Here is a 21812-nt window from a genome sequence, read left to right on the forward strand (position 1 = left end):
TCATCTGCGTAACCTTTTACCCAATACCTTTTACCTATTTACTAATAAAATCTTTTACCAATTGATACGCATCTTCTTTTGCCACATCTAAATCATAATTTTTGATGATGGTGTCAAATTGTGGTGCGGTTGCTAATTCTACCGATGCTTTTGCAATACGCATGTTGATTTTGTCTTCGCTTTCTGTAGAACGTTGTTTTAAACGACGTTTTAATTCGTCAACACTCGGAGGTTTTACAAAAACAGCTAATGTTTCATTTGGAAATTTACTTTTAATACGCAATCCACCTGCTACGTCAATATCAAAAATTACGTGTTTTCCTAGAGCCCAGATGCGTTCTACTTCGGCTTTTAAAGTACCGTAGAAATTATCGGTATATACTTCTTCCCATTCTACAAAATCTTCCGCTTTAATGTGTTTTTTGAATTCGTCCCAAGAGATGAAATAATAATCTTTTCCATCTACTTCTTCGCCTCGAGGCGCGCGTGTGGTACACGAAATCGAAAATTCTAAATTCAAATCGTGTTGGGCTAATAAATGTCTTACTATAGTGGTTTTTCCTGAACCTGATGGCGCAGAGAATACTAATAATTTTCCTTTAGTCATTGTGTTGTTATTTTTGCCACGGATTAAAGGATTATAACGATTTTAATCCGTGAAAATTTGTGTAATCTGTGGCTTAAACTACAAAACGTTTAATACTTGCTCCTTAATCTTTTCCAATTCATCTTTCATTATTACCACCAATTTTTGCATTTCGGTATGGTTGGATTTCGAGCCCATAGTATTGATTTCTCTTCCCATTTCTTGCGTAATGAAACCTAATTTTCTTCCGTTAGCTTCAGTTCCATTTAAAGTTTCTAAGAAATAGTTCAAATGGTTGCCCAAACGGACTTTTTCTTCGGTAATGTCGTATTTTTCTAGATAAAAAATCAATTCTTGTTCAAAACGATTTTCATCAACATTTACTTTTAATTCATCTAAAGCAGTTCTTAAACGAGTTTTTACTGTTTCAACGCGTTCAGCATCGTAAGAAACCGCTTCGTTCATTAAATTATTGATGTTTGAAATACGCAATTGAAATTCTTTTTCCAAAGAAGCGCCTTCATCTTTTCTAAAATTAGCGATGTTTTCCAAGGCTTCATCAATCACGGTTTGGATTTGTTTCCATTCGTTTTCATCGATTTCGTCGCGCTCTGTTTTTAAAGCATCGGGCATACGAACGGCCATTTTCATTAATTCCGTTTCATCTGCAGTTGGAATAACCGCTTTCATTTGGTTGATATATCCTTTTACAATCGGCACATTGATTTTTGATGTTGTTTCTTCGCCAGTTACTTCTATATAAAGCGAAAAATCTACTTTTCCACGCTCTAAACGTTGCGAAATTTGATTACGTAAACCCAATTCCATTTCACGAAAAACAGAAGGCATACGTGTATTTAAGTCTAAACCTTTACTGTTTAGCGATTTGATTTCTACGGTAATTTTTTTGGTTGGTAATTGCAAAGAAGCTTTCCCAAAACCCGTCATGGATTGTATCATATTGTTATAAAAATGTCTTCAAAGATAAGAAAAAGTGTTCAGTGTTCAGTTTTTAGTGTTCAGTAAAGAATTTCTGATTATTAAGCAGATTTCTTTTGGGTAACCAAATAAACTCCAACAAATATCAACACCGTCGAAATCAATTTAACTAAACTCAAATCGTCTTTTCCTAGACTTACTGCGAAAATAGTTGCAAAAAGTGGTTGTAAATAAATGAAAACCGCAACAGTTGTGGGTTTAAGTTCGCGCATGGAAACTAAATTTAGTAAATAGGTTAAGAAGGTTGAAAACACGACTACAAAACCAATTTTCCAGAAAATATCAGTTGGTAAATTAGCAAAATCTATGGCTTGAAATTCGCTCCAACCGAAAGGTAATACCATCAAGAAACCAAAAGTATATATCCATTTTACGAATGTAAACGCGTTGTATTTATCCATCAATTTCTTTACGATAATTAAGTAAAATCCGTAAGAAACTGCATTTACAAAAACCAATAAATTTCCTAAACTCGCATTTGTAGCGTTTACCAATGATTTTCCGTACAAAATTAAAGTTACGGTACCAGCTAAGCCTAGAATGATTCCTAAAATTTTTCGATTTTCCATCCGTTCTTTCATGATGAATGCTGATAGAACTAGAACAATCATAGGTGTTGTAACCATTAAAACGGCTCCCATAATGGGCGAAGTATAACTCAATCCTTTGAAAAAAGTCAGCATGTTGAAGGCTACCCCAAAGAACGCTGCAGCAACAATTCGAGGAAAATCTGCTTTTGCGATTTTTTCTTTGGGTCCAAAAAATGAAATCAGCCAAAATAAAATTACCGAACCACCAACACGCATAACGATAAATCCGAATGCGTCAACATATTTTGGCATAACATCTTTAGCAATCGTAAAAGTTACGCCGTAAATGATGGAAACTAAGGTAGCGGCAAATAATGCCCAACTTCTTTTAGACACTTTGAAGGGCTTTTGTTAATTTAAGGACATTGGGTTGTGTGTTCCCGATAAAAATTTCATTATTAAAAATAACAACAGGACGACTCAAAAATGTGTAATGTTCTAAAAGGTATTTTTTGAAATCGGCTTCAGTTAGATTTTTATCTTTTAATCCTAATGATTTATATAATTGTGCTTTTTTACTAAAAAGTGCTTCGTAACTTCCTGCTAATTGGTACATTTCTTCCAAATCACTTTCCGAAATTGGATTTTGGCGAATATCAATAAACGTCAATTTATCAGAATTAGGTAATGATTTGATGATTTTTCGACACGTATCACACGAAGCCAAATAGTATATTTTGTTCATTTTATTGGTTTTTCATTTTCTGGCACAAAAATACAGTCTTTTGAATTCTAAAAATCAGTAATTTTATAAAAAATTAAGTAATGGAAGCAACTTTTAGAATTTGGCAAACCAGCCGAGGATTATATCAAAATTTTTTAGACAACTATTCATTAGAGCAATTGAATACAATTCCAGCAGGAATGAGCAATAATTTGATTTGGAACATTGGTCACGTTATTGTTTCCCAACAGAAATTGGTTTATGCGCTATCGGGTTTACCAATGCATATTCCTGATTCTCTTTTTGAAAAATATCAAAACGGTTCGCGTCCAGATGGAAAAACTACGCAAGCTGAAGTAGATGGAATTAAGAAATTACTTTCAGAAATGGTTGAAAAAACGAAAGCTGATTTTGAAGCAGGTGTTTTTAAAGAATTTCATCCATATCAAACTAAAACAGGGTTTCATTTAGGAACTTGGAAAGAAGCAATGGAATTTAATAATTATCATGAGGGTATTCATTTGGGAATTATGTTACAAATCAAAAAATTCCTTTAATCTTATTACCTTTGTAAAAATTTTTAAAAATGAAATTCAATACAAAAACAATACATGGTGGACAGCATCATGAAAAAGTAACAGGAGCAGTAATGCCACCAGTATTTCAAACTTCGACTTATGTACAAAGTAGCCCTGGAAAACCAATTGGCGATTACGAATATAGCAGAGCAGCAAACCCAACTAGAACCGCTTTAGAAGATGCTTTAGCAAGTATCGAAAATGGCGCAAGAGGTTTGGCTTTTTCTTCTGGATTAGCGGCAACTGATTGTTTATTACGTATGTTTAAAGCAGGTGATGAGATCATTGCAATGGATGATTTATATGGTGGAACGTACAGATTATTTACACGATTATATAAAGACAGCGGCATCAAATTTCATTTTGTAGATATGAATGATTTGGAGAAGTTTCAATCGTTAATCAATGAAAACACAAAATTAGTTTGGGTAGAAACACCAACGAACCCATTAATGAAATTGGCTGATATTGCTGCAATTGCTCAAATTACAAAAAAGCACAATATTTTGTTTGCAGTAGATAATACTTTCGCAACACCATATTTACAAAAACCATTGGATTTAGGTGCTGATATTGTAATGCATTCGGCGACAAAATATTTAGGAGGTCACTCAGATGTAATAGCAGGCGCTTTAATTATCAAAGACAAAGCATTGGGTGAAGAATTACACTTTAAACAATTTGCAACAGGAGCAACATTAGGGCCGATGGATTCTTTCTTGGTTTTAAGAGGAATCAAAACATTGCATTTACGTGTACAACGTCATTGTGAAAATGGAGAAAAAGTAGCGGAATATTTGAACAATCATTCTTTAGTGGAAAGAGTTTATTATCCAGGATTAGCTTCTCATCCGTTTCATGAAATTGCTAAAAAGCAAATGAGTGGTTTTGGTGGAATGGTAACGTTTACCTTTAAATCAGGTAAAAAAGAAGACGCAATTAAATTCTTAGAAAATTTAAAAGTGTTTACTTTGGCAGAATCGTTAGGAGGAGTTGAATCATTAGCTAATCATCCTGCTTTAATGACACACGCTTCAATCCCTGAAGAAAAAAGAAAAGAAGTAGGTATTTCAGATGATTTAGTTCGTTTGAGTGTTGGAATTGAAGATATCGAAGATTTGTTAGCCGATTTGGAACAAGCTTTCAAGTAGTGGAAATAGTTATAAATAAAAATCCCGATTCGTGAGAATCGGGATTTTTTATGTTTAGTTTATTAATTTAGGTAATAAATGTATCCAAAATGAAACCAAGCATTCCAATCGTTAGCTTTGTTTTCTGGCCATAAATTTGGATCGGGATTTAAACCATCAACCCAGTCAGAAAAATAGTATTGCCATCTTAATTCAACAAATAAATCTGACAATTCAGTTAATTTATATCTTGAACCTACACTTGCAACTACTGACCAAGTAGTTCCTCCTTCATTAGACCAAGCTCCATAATATTTAACAGGAGTTGAAATTGGGGTATCCATTGCTCCTAATTCAGAATACGTTCCATTTTGAAAAAATGTATAATGAGCCCCTAATCCAATAAATGGACCCCAAGCACCATCCGTAGCAGTAAACTCTCTAATACTTAATGGAAAATATTCTAATTGCATACCTATGTCAGTGACTTTAGCTTCGCCTTTCATAGCTTTTAATTGGTTACCTGTAATAGAATTTTTATCTACCCATTTCCCAAAATGTTCTAAGTTCGTGCTATTATAAGATAATTCTGAACGTAACTTGAAATGGTCGTTGAAATAAGTTTCAGGAGTATAACAGTTACACTCAGCTCTATATGAAAAATTAAGATAGTGAACTAAACCAACAGCAAACCCAGTATTTCCTTTGTTTGTGTCAAAATCGTGTCTTACTCCAAAATCAGATTGCATTGCTACACCTCCAACAAAAGCACCAACTTCATGCGAAAAGCCAAATTGAGCTGTCATCGAAAAATTTACGCCTAAAAGCAATATTAGTAGGGTTTTACATTTTTTAGTCATTGCTATAATTTTTCCATTATCGGACAAATATATAAAAACAAACAACACTTCAAAAAAAAAACATCCTTTTTCTTGTTTAAATTATTGTCAATTTTTTCATGGTTAAAAAAATATATAACAGCAATTATAAAATTTTGCTAAAAATATAACAAGTAATATTTAAAATGTATATTTGTCGACTTAAAATTACGAAAACGTTTTATTAAGCAAATAATTGAGTAAATAGATTAATTGATCTAAATTATTTTAGAATAAAGATGGAACAAAAAATTAATGATTTTATGGCTCAAGTGTCAGCCAAAAATCCAAATGAACCAGAATTTTTACAAGCTGTAAAAGAATTTGCAGAAACAGTTATTCCTTTTATAGCTGATAATAAAAAATACGACGGAAAAAACTTGTTGTTAAGAATTGCAGAACCTGAAAGAGCTGTGATTTTTAGAGTGCCTTGGGTTGATGATAAAGGAGAAATTCAAGTAAACAGAGGTTTCCGTATTCAAATGAATTCGGCGATTGGACCTTATAAAGGTGGTATCCGTTTTCATAACACAGTAAATTTATCAGTTCTTAAGTTTTTAGCTTTTGAGCAGGTTTTTAAAAATAGTTTAACTACACTTCCAATGGGAGGTGGAAAAGGAGGTTCTGATTTTGATCCACAAGGAAAATCAGATGCTGAAGTGATGCGTTTTTGTCAATCTTTTATGACAGAATTATGTCGTCATATAGGACCAGATTTAGATGTTCCTGCTGGAGATATTGGTGTTGGAGCAAGAGAAATTGGTTATATGTTTGGTCAATATAAAAGAATTAGAAATGAATTTACGGGAGTTTTAACTGGAAAAGGTTTGGCTTATGGAGGTTCTTTGATTCGCCCTGAAGCTACTGGATATGGAGTGGTTTATTTTACAGAGCAAATGTTAAAAACTAAAGGAGAAAAAATTGCTGGTAAAACAGTTGCTATTTCTGGTTTTGGAAATGTTGCATGGGGTGTTGCTTTGAAAGTTAATGAATTAGGAGGAAAATTGGTGACAATTTCTGGACCTGATGGATATATTTATGATGCGGATGGAATTTCTGGCGAAAAAATAGATTTCATGCTAGAAATGAGAGCAAGTGGAGACAACAGAGCGGAAGCTTTTGTAGAAAAATATCCAAGTGCTGTTTTTCATAAAGGGAAAAGTCCATGGGAAGCTAAAGTTGATATCGCAATTCCATGTGCGACACAAAATGAATTAAATGAAGAAGATGCTAAAAAATTAATTGCAAATGGCGTTATATGCGTTACTGAAGCAGCTAATATGCCATGTACACTTGATGCAATTAAACAATTTTTAGATGCAAAAGTATTGTTTGCTCCTGGTAAAGCTGCAAATGCAGGAGGTGTTGCTGCTTCTGGTTTAGAAATGACGCAAAATTCTATTCGTTTAAATTGGACAAGTGAAGAAGTTGATATGCGATTAAAAGACATCATGGTTGGAATTCATAGTCAATGTAAAACTTATGGAACAGAATCGGATGGTTATGTTAACTATGTAAAAGGCGCAAATATTGCAGGTTTCGTAAAAGTTGCTGATGCAATGTTAGCTCAAGGAGTAGTTTAAAAGCATAGATATTAAATATTAAAAGCGTTTTCATTTATTTGAAAGCGCTTTTTTTATACATTCACATATCAAAATTGAAATTAATACGTTTGTATTATATTTGTAGTAAACATTTGCAATGAAAAAAATCATTTGTATATATTTAATTTTTATTTCTCAGTTGTTTTTTGCACAACAAAACAATCAGTTATGGAAAGGTTATTTTTCATACAACGAAATTGTTGATGTTGAAAGCACAACAGGTGAAGTATTTGCAGCAACTCAAAATGCTGTTTTTTCAAAAGCACTTCTTTCAAGTGATTTAACTATTTATAATTCCATAAATGGATTAAAACCCGAGTCAATAACTACAATTCATCATTCTGAATTTTCAAATAAAACTTTTGTTGGAAACACTAATGGCTTGTTGTTAATAATTAATTCAGACGGCTCAATAACAACAAAGGTTGATATTATTAATGAAGTGCCTGTGCCGCCAAACAAAAAGAAGATTAATGATTTTTATGAGTATAATGGAAGACTTTATATTTCAACAGATTATGGCATTTCTGTAGTTGATGTTGCTACATCGGAATTCATAATTACCTATTTTATTGGGACTTCGGGAGAAGAAACACAAGTATTACAAACCACAGTTTTAGGCAATGAGATTTATGCAGTAACTAGAGATTTTGGTATTCGAAAAGGAAATCTAACCAATCCAAACTTGTATGATTTTAGTCAATGGCAAACCTTTGATGGTGGTTATTGGTCAGGAATTGTAACTTTCAATAACGAATTAATTGGGATGAATACTAACGCAAGAACTTATCGTTATAACGGAACTGTTTTTCAAGAAATTTTAAATCACTCACAGGCAGGTTTAAAAATAAAAACTAATGGAACAGAGTTAATAGTTACTACTTCAAATCATGTTTATGTATTAAATCAAACCTTTAATCAATTAGCAAATATAACTTCAATTCCAAATTTTAATGCAGCATTTACTGCAGCAACAGTTGTTGGAGCTAAATTATATATAGGAACAGAAAAAGACGGTTTGTTTTCAACTGATTTAGCAAATCCAACGGTTTTTGAGAATATGTCTCCAAACGGACCTGTAAGAAATTATATTTTCAGAGTAAAAAAAGCACTAAATTATCTGTGGGCAGTTTATGGAGATTATTCTAGATTGTACAACCCATATGCATTAGATGAATTTGGAATTAGTAAGTATTCAAAGGATGACGGCTGGGAATTAATTCCATATAATGATATTTTTCAAGCAAAATCAGTATGTGATTTGGTAATCAACCCTAATAATCAAACACAAATTTATGCGACTTCTTATTTTTCAGGATTATTAAAAATTCAAGGAGGTACAATTGAACTTTTTAATCAAGCAAATACAGGTCCAAACGGTTTGGAATCGCTTGTTCTTACACCACCAAATCCTGCATACATTGATGTTAGGGTAAACAGTCCAGCTTTTGATAAAGATGGAAATCTATGGATGACAAATGCCTTTGTAGAAAGAGCAATAAAAGTTCTGAATGTAAATGGTCAATGGCAATCTTATAGTTTGGCCGGAATTGCTCCAACGGTAGCAACGGGAAGATATGGACCAATGGCAATTGATAAAAACAAAACAAAATGGATTCCATCAATAAATGACGGATTAATTGCATTTAATGAAAATTACAACAATAAATTTATAGTGTTAAATTCAACAACAGGAAATTTACCAGATAATGATGTAAGATGTGTAGCTGTTGACAACAGAAATCAATTATGGATTGGAACTTACTCAGGATTAAGAGTAGTTTCTGTTGATAGATTCATAACCGAAACGGAATTAACAGCAAATTCAATTATTATTCAAGAAGGAGATTTAGCACAAGAGTTGTTTTACCAACAAACTATTTTAGATATTGCAGTTGACGGAGCAAACAGAAAATGGGTGTCAATTGCTGATGGAGGTGTGTTTTTGGTTTCTGCAAATGGGCAGCAAACAATTTATCAATTCACAAAAAACAATTCTCCTTTGCCTAGTAATAATATAAACGACATAGAAATTGATGGTGTGTCTGGTGAAGTGTTTTTTGCAACAGATAAAGGAATGGTGTCGTTTTTAGGTACATCAACCAAGCCAAGTGATGACTTAGCTAACGTATATGTTTATCCAAACCCAGTGCGTCCAGAGTTTTCAGGAACGGTAAAAATTAGCGGATTAACTGATAAAGCAAATGTAAAAATTACAGATATCGAAGGGAATTTAGTTCATGAAACTACTACTTCTGGCGGAACAATTGAATGGGACACTACTGCGTTTGGCAAATACAAAGTAGCTTCTGGTGTGTATATGATTTTTGTAGCCTCAGAAGACGGAATGGATTCTACAGTTAAAAAAGTGATGATTATTCGATAATGCTAGTAAAAACTAAAGCAATTGTTCTTTCATCATTGAAATTTCAAGAAAAAAGCTTGATTGTCAAATGCTTTACCGAAAGTGACGGATTAAAAAGTTATTTTGTACAAAGTGCCTATTCTAACAAAAAAGCAAATCAAAAAATCGCCTATTTTCAACCGTTAACGATTATTGAAATCGAAGCCAATCATAAAAATAAAGGTACGCTTGAACATTTTAAAGAAATTCGATTAGCACACAGCTATTATTCCATAAACACTGATGTTGTCAAAAGCACCATTGTGATTTTTCTTTCCGAAATTTTGCATCACGCCATCAAAGAAGAAGAAAAAAATCAAAACTTATTTTCTTTTTTAGAGACGGCTTTGCTTTGGTTAGATACACACGATGAAATGACAAATTTTCATCTAATTTTAATGATGGAAGTGACAAAATACCTAGGTTTTTATCCAGATGTAACGGAAATTGATTTCCCTTTTTTCGATACAAAAGAAGGGTATTTTACGCCATTTCAAAGTGTAAATTCATTAACAGAACACGAAACGCATTTGTTCAAAAAATTATTGGATTTAAAATTTGATGCTGACCAAAAAGTGTTTGCAGGAATTGAACGCCAAATTTTGCTAAAAATCCTCTTAGATTTTTACACATTGCATCTTGAAGGATTCAAAAAGCCTAAATCCTTAGAAGTTTTAAAAGAAGTTTTTTCCTAAATCTTAACTTTTGCCTTTTACCTTTTGCCTTTTACCTTTAAATCATTACTTTCGCAAATTGATTTAAGAAAGCGACAAAATGAGTACAAAATTTACTGAATACAAAGGACTTGACTTGCCAACAGTAGCATCAGAAGTTCTTGATTTTTGGAAAAAAAACAACATCTTTGAACAATCGGTAACTTCTCGTGAAGGAGCTACACCTTACGTGTTTTTTGAAGGACCACCATCAGCTAATGGTTTGCCGGGAATTCACCACGTAATGGCGCGTGCGATTAAAGATATTTTTTGTCGTTATAAAACTCAAAAAGGCTACCAGGTTAAGCGTAAAGCCGGCTGGGATACACACGGTTTGCCTGTAGAATTAGGTACCGAAAAAGAATTAGGCATCACCAAAGAAGACATCGGAAAAACCATTTCAGTAACGGAATACAACGAAGCGTGTAAAAGAACTGTTATGCGTTATACAGACGTTTGGAACGATTTGACCGAAAAAATGGGATATTGGGTGGATATGGAAGATCCGTATGTGACTTACAAATCCAAATACATGGAAACAGTTTGGTGGTTGCTAAAACAAATCTATAACAAAGATTTACTATACAAAGGTTACACAATCCAACCCTATTCGCCAAAAGCAGGAACAGGTTTATCTTCGCACGAAGTAAACCAACCAGGTTCATATCGTGATGTTACCGATACTACGATTGTAGCTCAATTTAAAGCAAAAGATGAAACATTACCAAGCTTCTTACAAGGCTTTGGTACGGTTCATTTCTTAGCTTGGACGACAACGCCTTGGACTTTGCCATCAAACACAGCATTGACGGTTGGTCCAAAAATCGATTATGTTTTAGTAAAAACGTTCAATCAATATACTTTTGAACCAGTAAATGTAGTTTTAGCTAAGAATTTAGTTGGAAAGCAATTTGGAGGAAAGTATTTTGTAGCTGAATCAGAAGCTGATTTTGCAAATTATAAATCAGAAGATAAAAAGATTCCATACCAAATTTTAGCCGAAGCAAAAGGTGCTGATTTAGTAGGAATTCTTTACGAACAATTATTGCCTTTAGCGTTGCCATATCAAAATCCAGAAAATGCGTTTAGAGTAATTTCGGGTGATTTCGTAACTACAGAAGACGGAACTGGAATTGTTCATACTGCACCGACTTTCGGAGCTGATGATGCTAAAGTAGCTAAAGAAGCAACACCAGAAGTTCCGCCAATGTTGGTTTTAGACGAGAACGGAAATCCTGTTCCATTGGTTGATTTACAAGGTAGATTCATCCAAGGTTTAGGAGATTATTCCGGGAAATTCGTTAAAAACGAATATTACAACGATGGTGAAGCACCAGAACGTTCAGCTGACGTAGAAATCGCAATTCAATTAAAAGAGGAAAATAAGGCTTTCAAAGTCGAAAAATACGTACACAGTTATCCACATTGTTGGAGAACCGACAAACCAATTTTATACTATCCGTTAGATTCTTGGTTCATCAACGTAACCGAAATCAAAGATAGAATGTTCGATTTGAACGAAACCATCAACTGGAAACCAAAAGCAACAGGCGAAGGTCGTTTCGGAAATTGGTTGAAAAATGCTAACGATTGGAATTTATCGCGTTCAAGATATTGGGGAATTCCTTTGCCAATTTGGAGAAGTGAAGATGGAACCGAAGAAATGTTGGTAGGTTCCGTTGAAGAATTATACAACGAAATCGAAAAATCAATCGCTGCTGGTTTCCAAACAGAAAATCCGTACAAAGGATTCAAAATTGGTGACATGAGCGAATCCAACTATGATTTAGTGGATTTACATAAAAATGTAGTGGATAACATCGTTTTAGTTTCTCCATCAGGAAAACCAATGAAACGTGAAACAGATTTGATTGACGTTTGGTTCGATTCAGGCGCAATGCCTTATGCACAATGGCATTATCCATTTGAAAATAAAGATTTAATTGACGAAAATAAAGCATTTCCAGCAGATTTTATTGCGGAAGGAGTAGATCAAACACGTGGTTGGTTCTATACATTACACGCAATCGGAACATTAGTTTTTGATAAAATCGCTTACAAAAACGTAGTTTCAAATGGATTAGTTTTGGACAAAAACGGACAGAAAATGTCGAAACGTTTAGGAAATGCGGTTGATCCATTTACTACTTTGGCAGAATACGGTCCAGATGCTACGCGTTGGTACATGATTTCGAATGCAAATCCTTGGGATAACTTAAAATTTGATATTGAAGGTGTTGCTGAGGTAAGAAGAAAATTCTTTGGAACTTTATATAATACGTATTCGTTCTTCTCGTTATATGCAAATATTGATGGATTTACTTATAGTGAAGCGGAAGTTCCATTAGAAGAAAGACCAGAAATCGACCGTTGGATTTTATCAGAGTTACATACTTTAATTCAAGTAGTGGATGAAGCGTATGCAGATTACGAACCAACAAAAGCGGCAAGAGCTATTTCTGATTTTGTTCAGGAAAACTTGAGTAACTGGTACGTTCGTTTGTGTAGAAGAAGATTTTGGAAAGGAGATTATGCGCAAGATAAAATTGCTGCTTATCAAACGCTTTATACGTGTTTGTTAACCGTTTCTAAATTAGGAGCGCCAATTGCACCATTCTTTATGGATAAACTTTACAGAGATTTAACGTTAGCAACATCGTCAGAAAATTACGACAGTGTACATTTGGCGCAGTTTCCAATTTCGGTTGAAAACTTTGTTGATAAGTCGTTAGAGAGTAAAATGTTGAAAGCGCAAACAGTTTCTTCGTTGGTTTTATCACTACGTAAAAAGGAAATGATAAAAGTGCGTCAACCGTTGCAAAAGGTTATGATTCCTGTGCTTGACGCTAATCAACGTGCTGAAATCGAGGCGGTTTCTGACCTAATTATAGCTGAGGTAAATGTAAAAGAAATTGAGTTATTAGATGATGCTTCGGGTGTTTTAGTAAAGCAAATTAAACCAAACTTCAAGACCCTTGGCCCACGTTTTGGAAAAGATATGGGTTTGATTTCCAAAGAGATACAGGGTTTTGAACAAGAAGAAATTGCAAAATTAGAACGTGATGGCGAGTTGATTATTGATATTTCGGGAAAAAGTATAACTTTATCATTAGATGATGTGGAGATTTCTTCTCAAGATATCGAAGGTTGGTTAGTTGCAAATTCTAATGGAATTACAGTTGCATTAGACATTACAATTACTGATGAATTGAGAAAAGAAGGAGTTGCAAGAGAGTTAGTCAATCGTATTCAAAATATTAGAAAGGATTCAGGTTTTGAGGTTACTGATAAGATAGTTGTAAAAATGGAAAAGAACCCACAATTAGAGGAAGCTGTTTTGTCAAATTCTGCTTACATTAAATCAGAAACCTTAACAGAATCATTAATTTTCGAAGAAAAAATCGAAAATGGTATAGAAATTGAGTTTGATGATATAAAAACAAGTATATTAATTTCAAAATAGGAAATCGAAAGATTTGCTGAAAACACGTTTAACACTATAAAAAATTGAAATTATGGTAGAGGAGCAAGTTAGATATTCAGATGCTGATTTAGCAGAATTTAAAGCACTTATTCAAAACAAGTTAGAAAAAGCAAAAGGCGATTTAGAGCTTATTAAAAGCGCATATATGAATGATTTAAATAACGGTACAGATGATACATCTCCAACGTTTAAAGCATTTGAGGAAGGAAGCGAAACAATGAGTAAAGAAGCCAATTCGCAGTTAGCTATTCGTCAAGAAAAATTTATCCGAGATTTAAAAAATGCCTTAATTCGTATCGAAAACAAAACTTATGGTATTTGTAAAGTTACAGGCAAATTAATAGGAAAAGAAAGATTAAAAATTGTTCCTCATGCTACTATGAGTATAGAAGCTAAGAATTTACAACGTTAATCTTTTTACAAAATTTGAATAACGCTCCCTTTGGAGCGTTTTTTATTTCATAAAAACCACTATTTTTGCCAAAAATAATTGCAAATGTCTTTAAAGAAAGCTTATTTATTAATCATTAGTATTTTACTAATTGATCAAATTTCAAAAATATATATCAAAACACATTTCTTTATTAACGAAGAAGTAAAAGTTTTTGAATGGTTTCGTATTCACTTTATTGAAAACGAAGGTATGGCTTGGGGAGCAGAAATTCCAGGAGAATATGGAAAGCTAGTACTAACTCTTTTTAGAATTATTGCTGTTGGAGGAATTGCTTGGTGGTTGTGTGATGCGGTAAAGAAAAAAAGTTCTAATTTTTTAATTGTTGCGATTGCGTTAATTTTCACAGGAGCACTAGGAAACATTATAGATTCTGTTTTTTATGGCGTGGTTTTTAACGATAGTTACCATCAAGTAGCAACAGCTTTTTCTAACGATCCCTATGGAACATGGTTTCATGGAGAAGTTGTAGATATGTTTTATTTTCCTATATGGGAAGGTAATTTACCTTCTTGGTTACCAGGTGTAGGTGGAAAACATTTTACTTTTTTTAACGCAATTTTTAACGTAGCCGATGTAGCTATTTCAACAGGAGTGGGAATTTTAATCGTATTCAACAAAAGAGCATTTGCTCACGTGGATAAAGAAGAAGTGACAGTTGAGAAAAATTAAAATTTTAAAATATCTTCAGGCGTTACACAAAAATCTAATTTCACATCACTTTCTGAAACATCTTCAATTTTTTCCTCTGGAGGAAAGAAAGATAATCCAATTTTAATCGTTTCAGGTTTGCATTTGCTTAGGAAGTTGTCGTAAAAACCTTTTCCGTAACCCACGCGATTTCCTTGCTTGTCGTAGGTTAAAAGCGGCACAAAAACCACATCAATTTTCACATCAGGAACTTCTAAACCATCAATAGGTTCAGGAACGTTGTAATTGTTTTTCTTGATTTTAGTATTATCCGTCAATAAAAAATGCGTCATTCCTAAAGTGGTAAATTCACACTTTGAAATGACGATTTCTTTATCTTTTCCCGCTAAAATTTGAAGAATATATTCGGTATTGATTTCTTTTTGCTCTTCAATTGTTAAAAACAGATGATAATACAATTTGTCCCAAATGTTCATTCGCAACAATTGGTTCGCAATCGCCAAACTTTTGTCTTCGATTTCTTCTTGAGAAAGCTGCTTTCTTGCTTCTTTGCTCTTTTTTCTTGCCTCTTTTTTATCCATTTACAGACGCTTTCAATTCGTCTATAAATTTAGTCAAATGTTCTACTTCTACGTGATCCATTAACACAATTTTGTACCATTTGTTATTTTTATTGTGTTGTTGTGGTACCAAATCATATTTTTCAGCAATTGCGTCTGGAATTGATTTAGCATGAATTGTTACGATATTCATAAACGGTTCACGGAAATATTTGATGTTTAAATGGTCTAATTCATTACATAAAAATTGCGTACGCATTTGTAGAACACTTACTTTTTCAAACCAACCATATGCACCATATGTGAATAAAATCATCCAAACTGCAACTGCATTCGCTCCAGAACGACTTCCACAAAGGGTTAAATCCATTCCTTCTACATATTCTGCTTCTTTGGTTAATACGTTTTCGATTAAACCTTTTCGACAAACAAAAATTCCAGTTCCATAAGGTGCTTGTAACATTTTATGAGCATCAATTGTAATGGAGCTGATTTTTGGATTACTAAAATTTATGAAAGATTTTTGATTGCTAAACGGATATACAAATCCACCATAAGCACCATCGATATGTAAACGATAAGTAACATTGTGTTGCTCTAATACCGAAATATAATCATCAGGATTATCAACTGAACCAAACATGGTTGTTCCCATATTGGAAACAGCGATGAAGTATTTTTTACCTTTATTTTTAGCTTCTGAAATGATATTATCCAAAGCATTCACATCAATTTCACGATTTTCAAAGCCAACTGGAATTTTCAACCAATCGATTTGTAATAAGTTGGAAGCTTTTGGAATCGAATAATGTGTGTCTTCTGATGCTAAAATGGCAATTTCGTCTAATTTCGCATTAAAATTATGCATAAATTCATTTCTAAAAACCCAAATCGCTTGAATATTTGCTTCAGTTCCACCAGGTGCAATATAACCATCAAATTCGTTTTCTTTGGCTTTAAAAATATCAACTGCAATAACATTTAATACTTCGCGCTCAATTTCTTGAGTGCCAAAAAAAGCTTTTTCGGAAGTGCCAAAAGTGTGACATCCAATATTATTTGGGTTAGCAACATAGGTTTGAAGTGTAGGTGCATCTTTTAAAAATGGGGCATCGTCATAAAAAACGCGCCCGTCTAATTTTGATGCTGGATAACCTAATGATGCGTCCTTAGAAAAGTTGACATTTCCTTTTAGAGCCGATTGTATTTTCTGTTTTCGTTCTTCTTGCGTAAGTTTTTTCCAAAATTGCATACCTAAAAATTTTAGCGAAAGTACGTCGAGCTAAATCAATAAAATATGACAATTGTTAGGTTTTTATGCCAAATGAGTAGAAATATGAAAAATAGCATCGCCTTGGTAAATAATTGGTGCATCATTCACGTTGATAATGTAGCCTTCATGAGGTGCTTTTACTTTGTGCTCCACTTTTCCATAAGGGTCAGAAATAGTAGCCAATAATTCGCCTTTGTTTACAAAACTACCAATCGTAGTTAAACCATGAAACATGCCTGAATATTTAGCTCTAATCCAACTAGATTTTTCAATGTAGATGGTTTTGTTATCTTTTTTTGTTGCTTTTTTTCTCGGATTTAGCATTTCTAAATGATCTAAAAAGCGTTTGGTTCCTTCTATAGCTTCTAGTGTTACGGTATCATTTAAATCCAATGATTTTCCGCCTTCAAAAAGCAGCATTTTTACATTTAATTTATCGCATGAATTTCGAAATGAACCAGAGATGTTTTTCGAGTATAGTGTAAAAGGCGCATTGAAAACATCAGAAAGTTCTTTTAATTCTGAGTTTTCTGGCACAATTCTTATTTGTGGCGCATTAAATCGACTTGCTCCACCTGCATGAAAATCAATTGCATAATCCACGTGTGGAATAATATCTTTCAAAATATAATACGCAAAACGACTTGCTAATGAACCAGTTTTGCTACCAGGAAACACACGATTCAAATCGCGACCATCAGGAAATTCTCGTGTTTGATTTACAAAGCCGAAAATATTAATAATGGGAATACAAATTATCGTACCACGTTTTGGCTTATTTATTTTTTGAATGATTAACTGACGCACAATTTCGGTTCCGTTGATTTCGTCGCCGTGTAAACAAGCGGTGAATAAAACCGTTGGGCCATCAATTTTTGAACGCTCCACAATTATTGGAATTTTCAATTTGTTCATGGTGTGCAACTTGGCAATTTCCATGTTAATGGTTTTGCTTTCGCCTGCTAAAATAGTTTCTTTAAGGATTACAAGTGGTTTTGAGGCTGTCATTTTTAAAATCTAAAGTGTTAAAAATACAAAAACAATTGTCATTTAGGGAACACAGATTTAAGAAATTGAAAAAATCTTTGTGCTCCTAGTGGCTTCTTCGTGCCTTTGTGGTTAAAAACTTCAAGAATTCAAAAACAAATCTCTTATCTTTGTTCTATCATCTTTCAAGAAAATGCAAACACCATTAGAACTTCAAATCCAAACCTTGCCTGATAATCCGGGTGTGTATCAGTATTATGATAAGGATGGAAAAATTCTATATGTTGGAAAGGCCAAAAACTTAAAAAAGCGCGTTCAATCGTATTTTACAAAAAATCACGATAATTATAAAACATCGGTTTTAGTCAAGAAAATTGTTGCAATAAAACATATTGTTGTACCAACGGAAACCGATGCGTTATTATTGGAAAACAACCTGATTAAAAAGTTGCAACCGCGGTATAATGTATTGCTTCGCGATGATAAAACGTATCCGTGGATTTGTATCAAAAATGAACGTTTTCCCAGAATATTTTCCACTCGAAAAATGATTAAAGATGGTTCAGAATATTTTGGTCCATATACCAGTTTTAAAACGGTTCACACGATTTTGGATTTGATCAAAGAATTGTATCCACTTCGAACTTGTAATTTTGATTTGTCAAAAGCAAATATCGATTCGGGAAAGTTTAAAGTCTGTTTGGAATATCATATTGGAAATTGCAAAGGACCTTGTGAAGGTTATGAATCATTGGAGCATTATCAAAGTCAGATTGAAAAAATCCGTCAAATTTTAAAAGGAAATTTCAAAGAAAGTTTGAAAGATTTCAAGAAATTAATGACTGATTTGGCAATGGAAATGAAGTTTGAAGAAGCACAAAAAATCAAAGAAAAAATCGAGGTTTTAGAAAATTACCAATCGCGTTCTACGGTTTTGAATCCGAAAATCACCAATTTAGACGTGTTTTCCATTATTTCCGATGAAACCATGGCGTATGTGAACTTTTTACAAATTTCGCATGGAGCAATTGTACGTTCACATACATTAGAATTAAAGAAAAAATTAGACGAAACTAACGAAGAATTGTTAGAATTGGCCGTAGTGGAACTGCGCGAACGTTTTCATTTAAATGCGCGAGAAATAGTGGTTCCATTTACAATTGATTTGGGTGAAAATATCAAAGTTACCGTGCCACAATTAGGCGATAAAAAACAAATTTTAGAATTATCAGAACGCAATGCTAAATATTATAGATTAGACCAATTAAAACAAATTCAAATTGTTGACCCAGAGCGACACACAAATCGCATCATGGCACAAATGCAGAAAGATTTGCGTTTATCGGTTGAGCCACGACATATTGAGTGTTTTGATAATTCGAACATTCAAGGAACGAATCCCGTTTCGGCTTGTGTAGTGTTTAAAGATGGAAAACCAAGTAAGAAAGATTACCGTCATTTTAACATCAAAACGGTTGAAGGTCCAAATGATTTCGCTTCGATGGAAGAAGTCGTTTATAGAAGATATAAGCGTATGCTTGATGAAAATCAACCTTTGCCACAATTGATTATTATTGATGGTGGAAAAGGGCAATTGTCATCAGCATTAAAAAGCATAGATGATTTAGGTTTACGAGGCAAAATTGCGATTATCGGTATTGCAAAACGTTTGGAAGAATTATTTTATCCAGGCGATTCAGCACCTTTGTATTTGGATAAAAAATCGGAAACTTTGAAAGTAATTCAGTTTTTAAGAAACGAAGCACACCGATTTGGAATAACGCATCATCGCGACAAGCGAAGTAAATCGGCTTTAACCAATAGTTTGGAAAGTATTCCAGGAATTGGTGAAAAAACTATGATTACTTTAATGAAACATTTCAAAAGTGTTAAAAGATTACAAAATGCCGACGAAAAAGCAATTTCTGAAGTGGTTGGTGTTTCAAAAGCCAAAAAAATTTCCGACTTTTACAAGAATAATAAATAATTCACATGAAAAAAATCTTCTTGTTTGTAAGCCTACTATTTTTAACCCAAATCAGCTTAGGACAAGAAAATGCACGACCAAAGGTTGGTCTTGTTTTAAGCGGTGGAGGCGCTAAAGGATTAGCTCATATAGGTGTTTTAAAAGTAATAGATTCGCTTGGCATAAAAGTAGATTATATTGCAGGAACCAGTATGGGAGCAGTTGTTGGCGGATTATATGCTTCGGGATATACAGGAAATCAATTGGATTCTATTTTTTCTAAAATAGATGTAGATGCTTTGCTTCAAGACTATACACCGCGCGAATCAAAATCATTTTATGAAAAACGAAATGACGAGATTTATGCCTTAACACTTCCTTTCAATAATTTTAAATTAGGATTACCTTCTGGACTTTCAAAAGGGTTATATAATTTCAATTTAATGTCAAGATTAACACAGCATGTAAGTGATGTTAGAGATTTTGATAAATTGCCTATTCCTTTTCTTTGTATTGCTACTGATGTTGAAACTGGCGAGCAAATTGTTTTAGAGGAAGGTATTTTGGCTCAAGCAATAATTGCAAGTGGTGCTTTGCCGACTTTGTATAATCCTGTTGAAATTAATGGAAGACTACTAATAGATGGTGGTGTAGTTAATAATTATCCTGTCGAAGAATTAAAAAATAGAGGTATTGATTTTATTATTGGAATTGATGTACAAGATGGCTTAAAAAACAGAGAACAATTAAAGGATGTAACTGCTGTTTTGTCTCAAATTAATAATTTTTCGATGATTGAAAAAATGGAAGGAAAAAGAAGTTTAACCAATATATATATTCAACCAGATATTAAAGGCTATTCAGTTGTTTCTTTTGACAAAGGGCAAGAAATTATAAAAAGAGGAAATGAAAAAGCCAAAGAATATATCAAAGAATTGTTGCCTTTGAGAAACGTAGACGAAAAATCCTTATATAAAGTGGTCCAAAACGATTCTATACTTATTAGAGATGTTACATTTAATAAATTAGAAAACTTTACGAGAGCATACATAGTTGGGAAGTTAAAAATTAAAAAGAACACAAAAATTCCAGTAACGCAGATAGAAAAAGGAATTTCAAATTTAAATGCAACACAAAATTTTAGCGCTATAAGTTATTCCTTTGAAAAAACACAAAATGGGGAAAGATTAACATTAAATCTTAAAGAGAACAAGAACAATACATTTTTAAAATTTGGACTTCATTATGATGATTTATACAAAAGCGGTGTCTTGGTAAACTATACGCACAAAAAAATGATTGCAAAAAACGATGTTGCTTCGTTAGATGTTATTTTGGGCGATAATTTCAGATATAATTTTGATTATTATATTGATAATGGATTTTACTGGAGTTTTGGATTTAATTCAAGATTTAATTCTTTCAACAGAAACATTGCTACCGATTTTGAAAATGGAGTAATTTTTACCGATTTAGGAATAAATTCAGTGAATATTGATTTTACCGACTTAACTAATCAGGCCTATGTACAAACTATTTTTGCTCAAAAATTTTCTTTTGGCGCAGGATTAGAGTTTAAATATTTAAATATTGAATCAGAGACACTTCAAAACACTAAACCCATTTTTGATAAAAGTAATTATTTATCAGCTTTTGGCTATTTAAAGTACGATACATTTAATCAAAAATATTTTCCAAAGAAAGGGTGGTATTTTTCTGGGGATTTAAAAACGTTTTTATATTCATCAGATTATACCAACGAATTTGAACGGTTTTCTATAGCAAAAGCAGATATGGGAATTGTATTCCAGCCTATTAAAAGAGCCACAATTAAATTGCAAACTGAAGGTGGATTTGCCATTGGAGAACGAACTATTTCATTTTTTGATTTTGTTTTAGGTGGTTATGGTTTTGTTTCTGTTAATAATATTAAACCATTTCTTGGGTATGATTTTTTGAGTTTAGCAGGAGATAGTTATATAAAAGGAGCCATAACTACAGATTATGAATTTTATAAAAAGCATCATGTAAACTTTTCTGCAAATTTTGCCAATGTAGGCAATAGAATTTTTGAACATGCGGAAGGTTGGTTGGTAAAACCACAATATACCGGTTATGGAATAGGTTATGGAATGGAATCTATCATTGGACCTTTAGAAATAAAACATTCTTGGTCGCCTGAAACCGGAGATCACTTCACTTGGTTTTCGGTTGGTTTTTGGTTTTAAAATCAAAAAATCATAAAAAAATTACATTAAATGTAATTTTCTGTCGTATTGTTTTCAAAAAAGTTT

18 protein-coding genes are annotated in these 21812 nt (G+C 33.0%); 10 read left to right on the plus strand and 8 right to left on the minus strand.

Features of this window, described 5'->3' with window-relative positions; all coding sequences use genetic code 11:
- Positions 1-34: 34 nt before the first annotated feature.
- From gmk to VK164_RS11185, 4 genes are all read right to left on the minus strand, one after another.
- Complete coding sequence (gene gmk, locus VK164_RS11170) at positions 35-607, minus strand: guanylate kinase (RefSeq protein ID WP_324209419.1); 573 nt, start codon at positions 605-607, stop codon at positions 35-37.
- 78 nt (positions 608-685) lie between these two features.
- A complete protein-coding gene (locus VK164_RS11175; protein ID WP_324209420.1) occupies positions 686-1546 on the minus strand; it encodes a YicC/YloC family endoribonuclease in 861 nt (286 codons plus the stop codon).
- A gap of 80 nt (positions 1547-1626) precedes the next feature.
- The gene (locus VK164_RS11180; protein ID WP_324209421.1) at positions 1627-2511 is read right to left on the minus strand and encodes a DMT family transporter; all 885 of its coding nucleotides are present in this window, start codon (positions 2509-2511) and stop codon (positions 1627-1629) included.
- Positions 2504-2860 (minus strand): arsenate reductase family protein, encoded by a 357-nt coding sequence (locus VK164_RS11185; RefSeq protein WP_324209422.1) that lies wholly within the window; start codon positions 2858-2860, stop codon positions 2504-2506. Before VK164_RS11185 ends, VK164_RS11180 begins: the two co-directional genes overlap by 8 nt.
- 80 nt (positions 2861-2940) lie before the next feature.
- On the opposite strand from VK164_RS11185, the gene VK164_RS11190 reads away from it, so the two are divergent.
- Positions 2941-3396, plus strand: coding sequence for a DinB family protein (locus VK164_RS11190; protein WP_324209423.1), 456 nt, complete (start codon positions 2941-2943; stop codon positions 3394-3396).
- 29 nt (positions 3397-3425) lie between these two features.
- A complete protein-coding gene (locus tag VK164_RS11195) occupies positions 3426-4568 on the plus strand; it encodes a cystathionine gamma-synthase (protein ID WP_324209424.1) in 1143 nt (380 codons plus the stop codon).
- A gap of 62 nt (positions 4569-4630) precedes the next feature.
- Here the strand turns inward: VK164_RS11195 and VK164_RS11200 are convergent, their stop codons facing one another.
- On the minus strand, positions 4631-5407 hold the full coding sequence (locus VK164_RS11200) for a THC0290_0291 family protein (RefSeq protein ID WP_324209425.1): 777 nt from the start codon (positions 5405-5407) through the stop codon (positions 4631-4633).
- Between the two features lie 257 nt (positions 5408-5664).
- Here VK164_RS11200 and gdhA point away from each other — a divergent pair, with 257 nt between their 5' ends.
- The 6 genes from gdhA to VK164_RS11230 all read left to right on the plus strand — a co-directional run bounded on the left by gdhA (position 5665) and on the right by VK164_RS11230 (position 14753).
- Positions 5665-7008: an NADP-specific glutamate dehydrogenase gene (gdhA, locus tag VK164_RS11205; RefSeq protein ID WP_324209426.1), complete on the plus strand. Its 1344-nt coding sequence runs from the start codon at positions 5665-5667 to the stop codon at positions 7006-7008.
- A gap of 118 nt (positions 7009-7126) precedes the next feature.
- Positions 7127-9415 (plus strand): two-component regulator propeller domain-containing protein, encoded by a 2289-nt coding sequence (locus VK164_RS11210; RefSeq protein ID WP_324209427.1) that lies wholly within the window; start codon positions 7127-7129, stop codon positions 9413-9415.
- Complete coding sequence (recO, locus tag VK164_RS11215; protein WP_324209428.1) at positions 9415-10128, plus strand: DNA repair protein RecO; 714 nt, start codon at positions 9415-9417, stop codon at positions 10126-10128. Before VK164_RS11210 ends, recO begins: the two co-directional genes overlap by 1 nt.
- Before the next feature lie 79 nt (positions 10129-10207).
- Complete coding sequence (gene ileS / locus VK164_RS11220; protein WP_324209429.1) at positions 10208-13609, plus strand: isoleucine--tRNA ligase; 3402 nt, start codon at positions 10208-10210, stop codon at positions 13607-13609.
- Between the two features lie 52 nt (positions 13610-13661).
- Entirely contained in the window at positions 13662-14042 is a 381-nt protein-coding gene (locus VK164_RS11225) for a TraR/DksA family transcriptional regulator (RefSeq protein WP_166235543.1), read from the plus strand.
- Positions 14043-14126: 84 nt separating this feature from the next.
- Positions 14127-14753, plus strand: coding sequence for a lipoprotein signal peptidase (locus tag VK164_RS11230; protein WP_324209430.1), 627 nt, complete (start codon positions 14127-14129; stop codon positions 14751-14753).
- Here the strand turns inward: VK164_RS11230 and VK164_RS11235 are convergent.
- The 3 genes from VK164_RS11235 to VK164_RS11245 all read right to left on the minus strand — a co-directional run bounded on the left by VK164_RS11235 (position 14750) and on the right by VK164_RS11245 (position 17573).
- On the minus strand, positions 14750-15313 hold the full coding sequence (locus tag VK164_RS11235; protein ID WP_324209431.1) for a 5-formyltetrahydrofolate cyclo-ligase: 564 nt from the start codon (positions 15311-15313) through the stop codon (positions 14750-14752). The two genes, VK164_RS11230 and VK164_RS11235, sit on opposite strands and share 4 nt — an antisense overlap.
- Positions 15306-16544: a pyridoxal-dependent decarboxylase gene (locus VK164_RS11240; RefSeq protein ID WP_324209432.1), complete on the minus strand. Its 1239-nt coding sequence runs from the start codon at positions 16542-16544 to the stop codon at positions 15306-15308. Before VK164_RS11240 ends, VK164_RS11235 begins: the two co-directional genes overlap by 8 nt.
- Before the next feature lie 63 nt (positions 16545-16607).
- Positions 16608-17573 (minus strand): succinylglutamate desuccinylase/aspartoacylase family protein, encoded by a 966-nt coding sequence (locus VK164_RS11245; RefSeq protein ID WP_324209433.1) that lies wholly within the window; start codon positions 17571-17573, stop codon positions 16608-16610.
- Positions 17574-17745: 172 nt separating this feature from the next.
- On the opposite strand from VK164_RS11245, the gene uvrC reads away from it, so the two are divergent.
- A complete protein-coding gene (uvrC, locus tag VK164_RS11250; protein ID WP_324209434.1) occupies positions 17746-19539 on the plus strand; it encodes an excinuclease ABC subunit UvrC in 1794 nt (597 codons plus the stop codon).
- A 5-nt stretch (positions 19540-19544) separates the two neighbouring features.
- On the plus strand, positions 19545-21746 hold the full coding sequence (locus VK164_RS11255) for a patatin-like phospholipase family protein (protein WP_324209435.1): 2202 nt from the start codon (positions 19545-19547) through the stop codon (positions 21744-21746).
- The last annotated feature ends 66 nt before the right edge of the window (positions 21747-21812 follow it).

This window comes from Flavobacterium sp. (assembly GCF_035299005.1).
In the GTDB taxonomy this organism is placed as follows: Bacteria; Bacteroidota; Bacteroidia; order Flavobacteriales; family Flavobacteriaceae; genus Flavobacterium.

Coding starts and splice junctions, on each gene's coding strand:
- gmk (WP_324209419.1), bottom strand. CDS start 607: ATGACTAAAGGAAAATTATTAGTATTCTCTGCGCCATCAGGTTCAGGA.
- VK164_RS11175 (WP_324209420.1), bottom strand. CDS start 1,546: ATGATACAATCCATGACGGGTTTTGGGAAAGCTTCTTTGCAATTACCA.
- VK164_RS11185 (WP_324209422.1), bottom strand. CDS start 2,860: ATGAACAAAATATACTATTTGGCTTCGTGTGATACGTGTCGAAAAATC.
- VK164_RS11190 (WP_324209423.1), top strand. CDS start 2,941: ATGGAAGCAACTTTTAGAATTTGGCAAACCAGCCGAGGATTATATCAA.
- VK164_RS11195 (WP_324209424.1), top strand. CDS start 3,426: ATGAAATTCAATACAAAAACAATACATGGTGGACAGCATCATGAAAAA.
- VK164_RS11200 (WP_324209425.1), bottom strand. CDS start 5,407: ATGACTAAAAAATGTAAAACCCTACTAATATTGCTTTTAGGCGTAAAT.
- gdhA (WP_324209426.1), top strand. CDS start 5,665: ATGGAACAAAAAATTAATGATTTTATGGCTCAAGTGTCAGCCAAAAAT.
- VK164_RS11210 (WP_324209427.1), top strand. CDS start 7,127: ATGAAAAAAATCATTTGTATATATTTAATTTTTATTTCTCAGTTGTTT.
- recO (WP_324209428.1), top strand. CDS start 9,415: ATGCTAGTAAAAACTAAAGCAATTGTTCTTTCATCATTGAAATTTCAA.
- ileS (WP_324209429.1), top strand. CDS start 10,208: ATGAGTACAAAATTTACTGAATACAAAGGACTTGACTTGCCAACAGTA.
- VK164_RS11225 (WP_166235543.1), top strand. CDS start 13,662: ATGGTAGAGGAGCAAGTTAGATATTCAGATGCTGATTTAGCAGAATTT.
- VK164_RS11230 (WP_324209430.1), top strand. CDS start 14,127: ATGTCTTTAAAGAAAGCTTATTTATTAATCATTAGTATTTTACTAATT.
- VK164_RS11235 (WP_324209431.1), bottom strand. CDS start 15,313: ATGGATAAAAAAGAGGCAAGAAAAAAGAGCAAAGAAGCAAGAAAGCAG.
- VK164_RS11240 (WP_324209432.1), bottom strand. CDS start 16,544: ATGCAATTTTGGAAAAAACTTACGCAAGAAGAACGAAAACAGAAAATA.
- VK164_RS11245 (WP_324209433.1), bottom strand. CDS start 17,573: ATGACAGCCTCAAAACCACTTGTAATCCTTAAAGAAACTATTTTAGCA.
- uvrC (WP_324209434.1), top strand. CDS start 17,746: ATGCAAACACCATTAGAACTTCAAATCCAAACCTTGCCTGATAATCCG.
- VK164_RS11255 (WP_324209435.1), top strand. CDS start 19,545: ATGAAAAAAATCTTCTTGTTTGTAAGCCTACTATTTTTAACCCAAATC.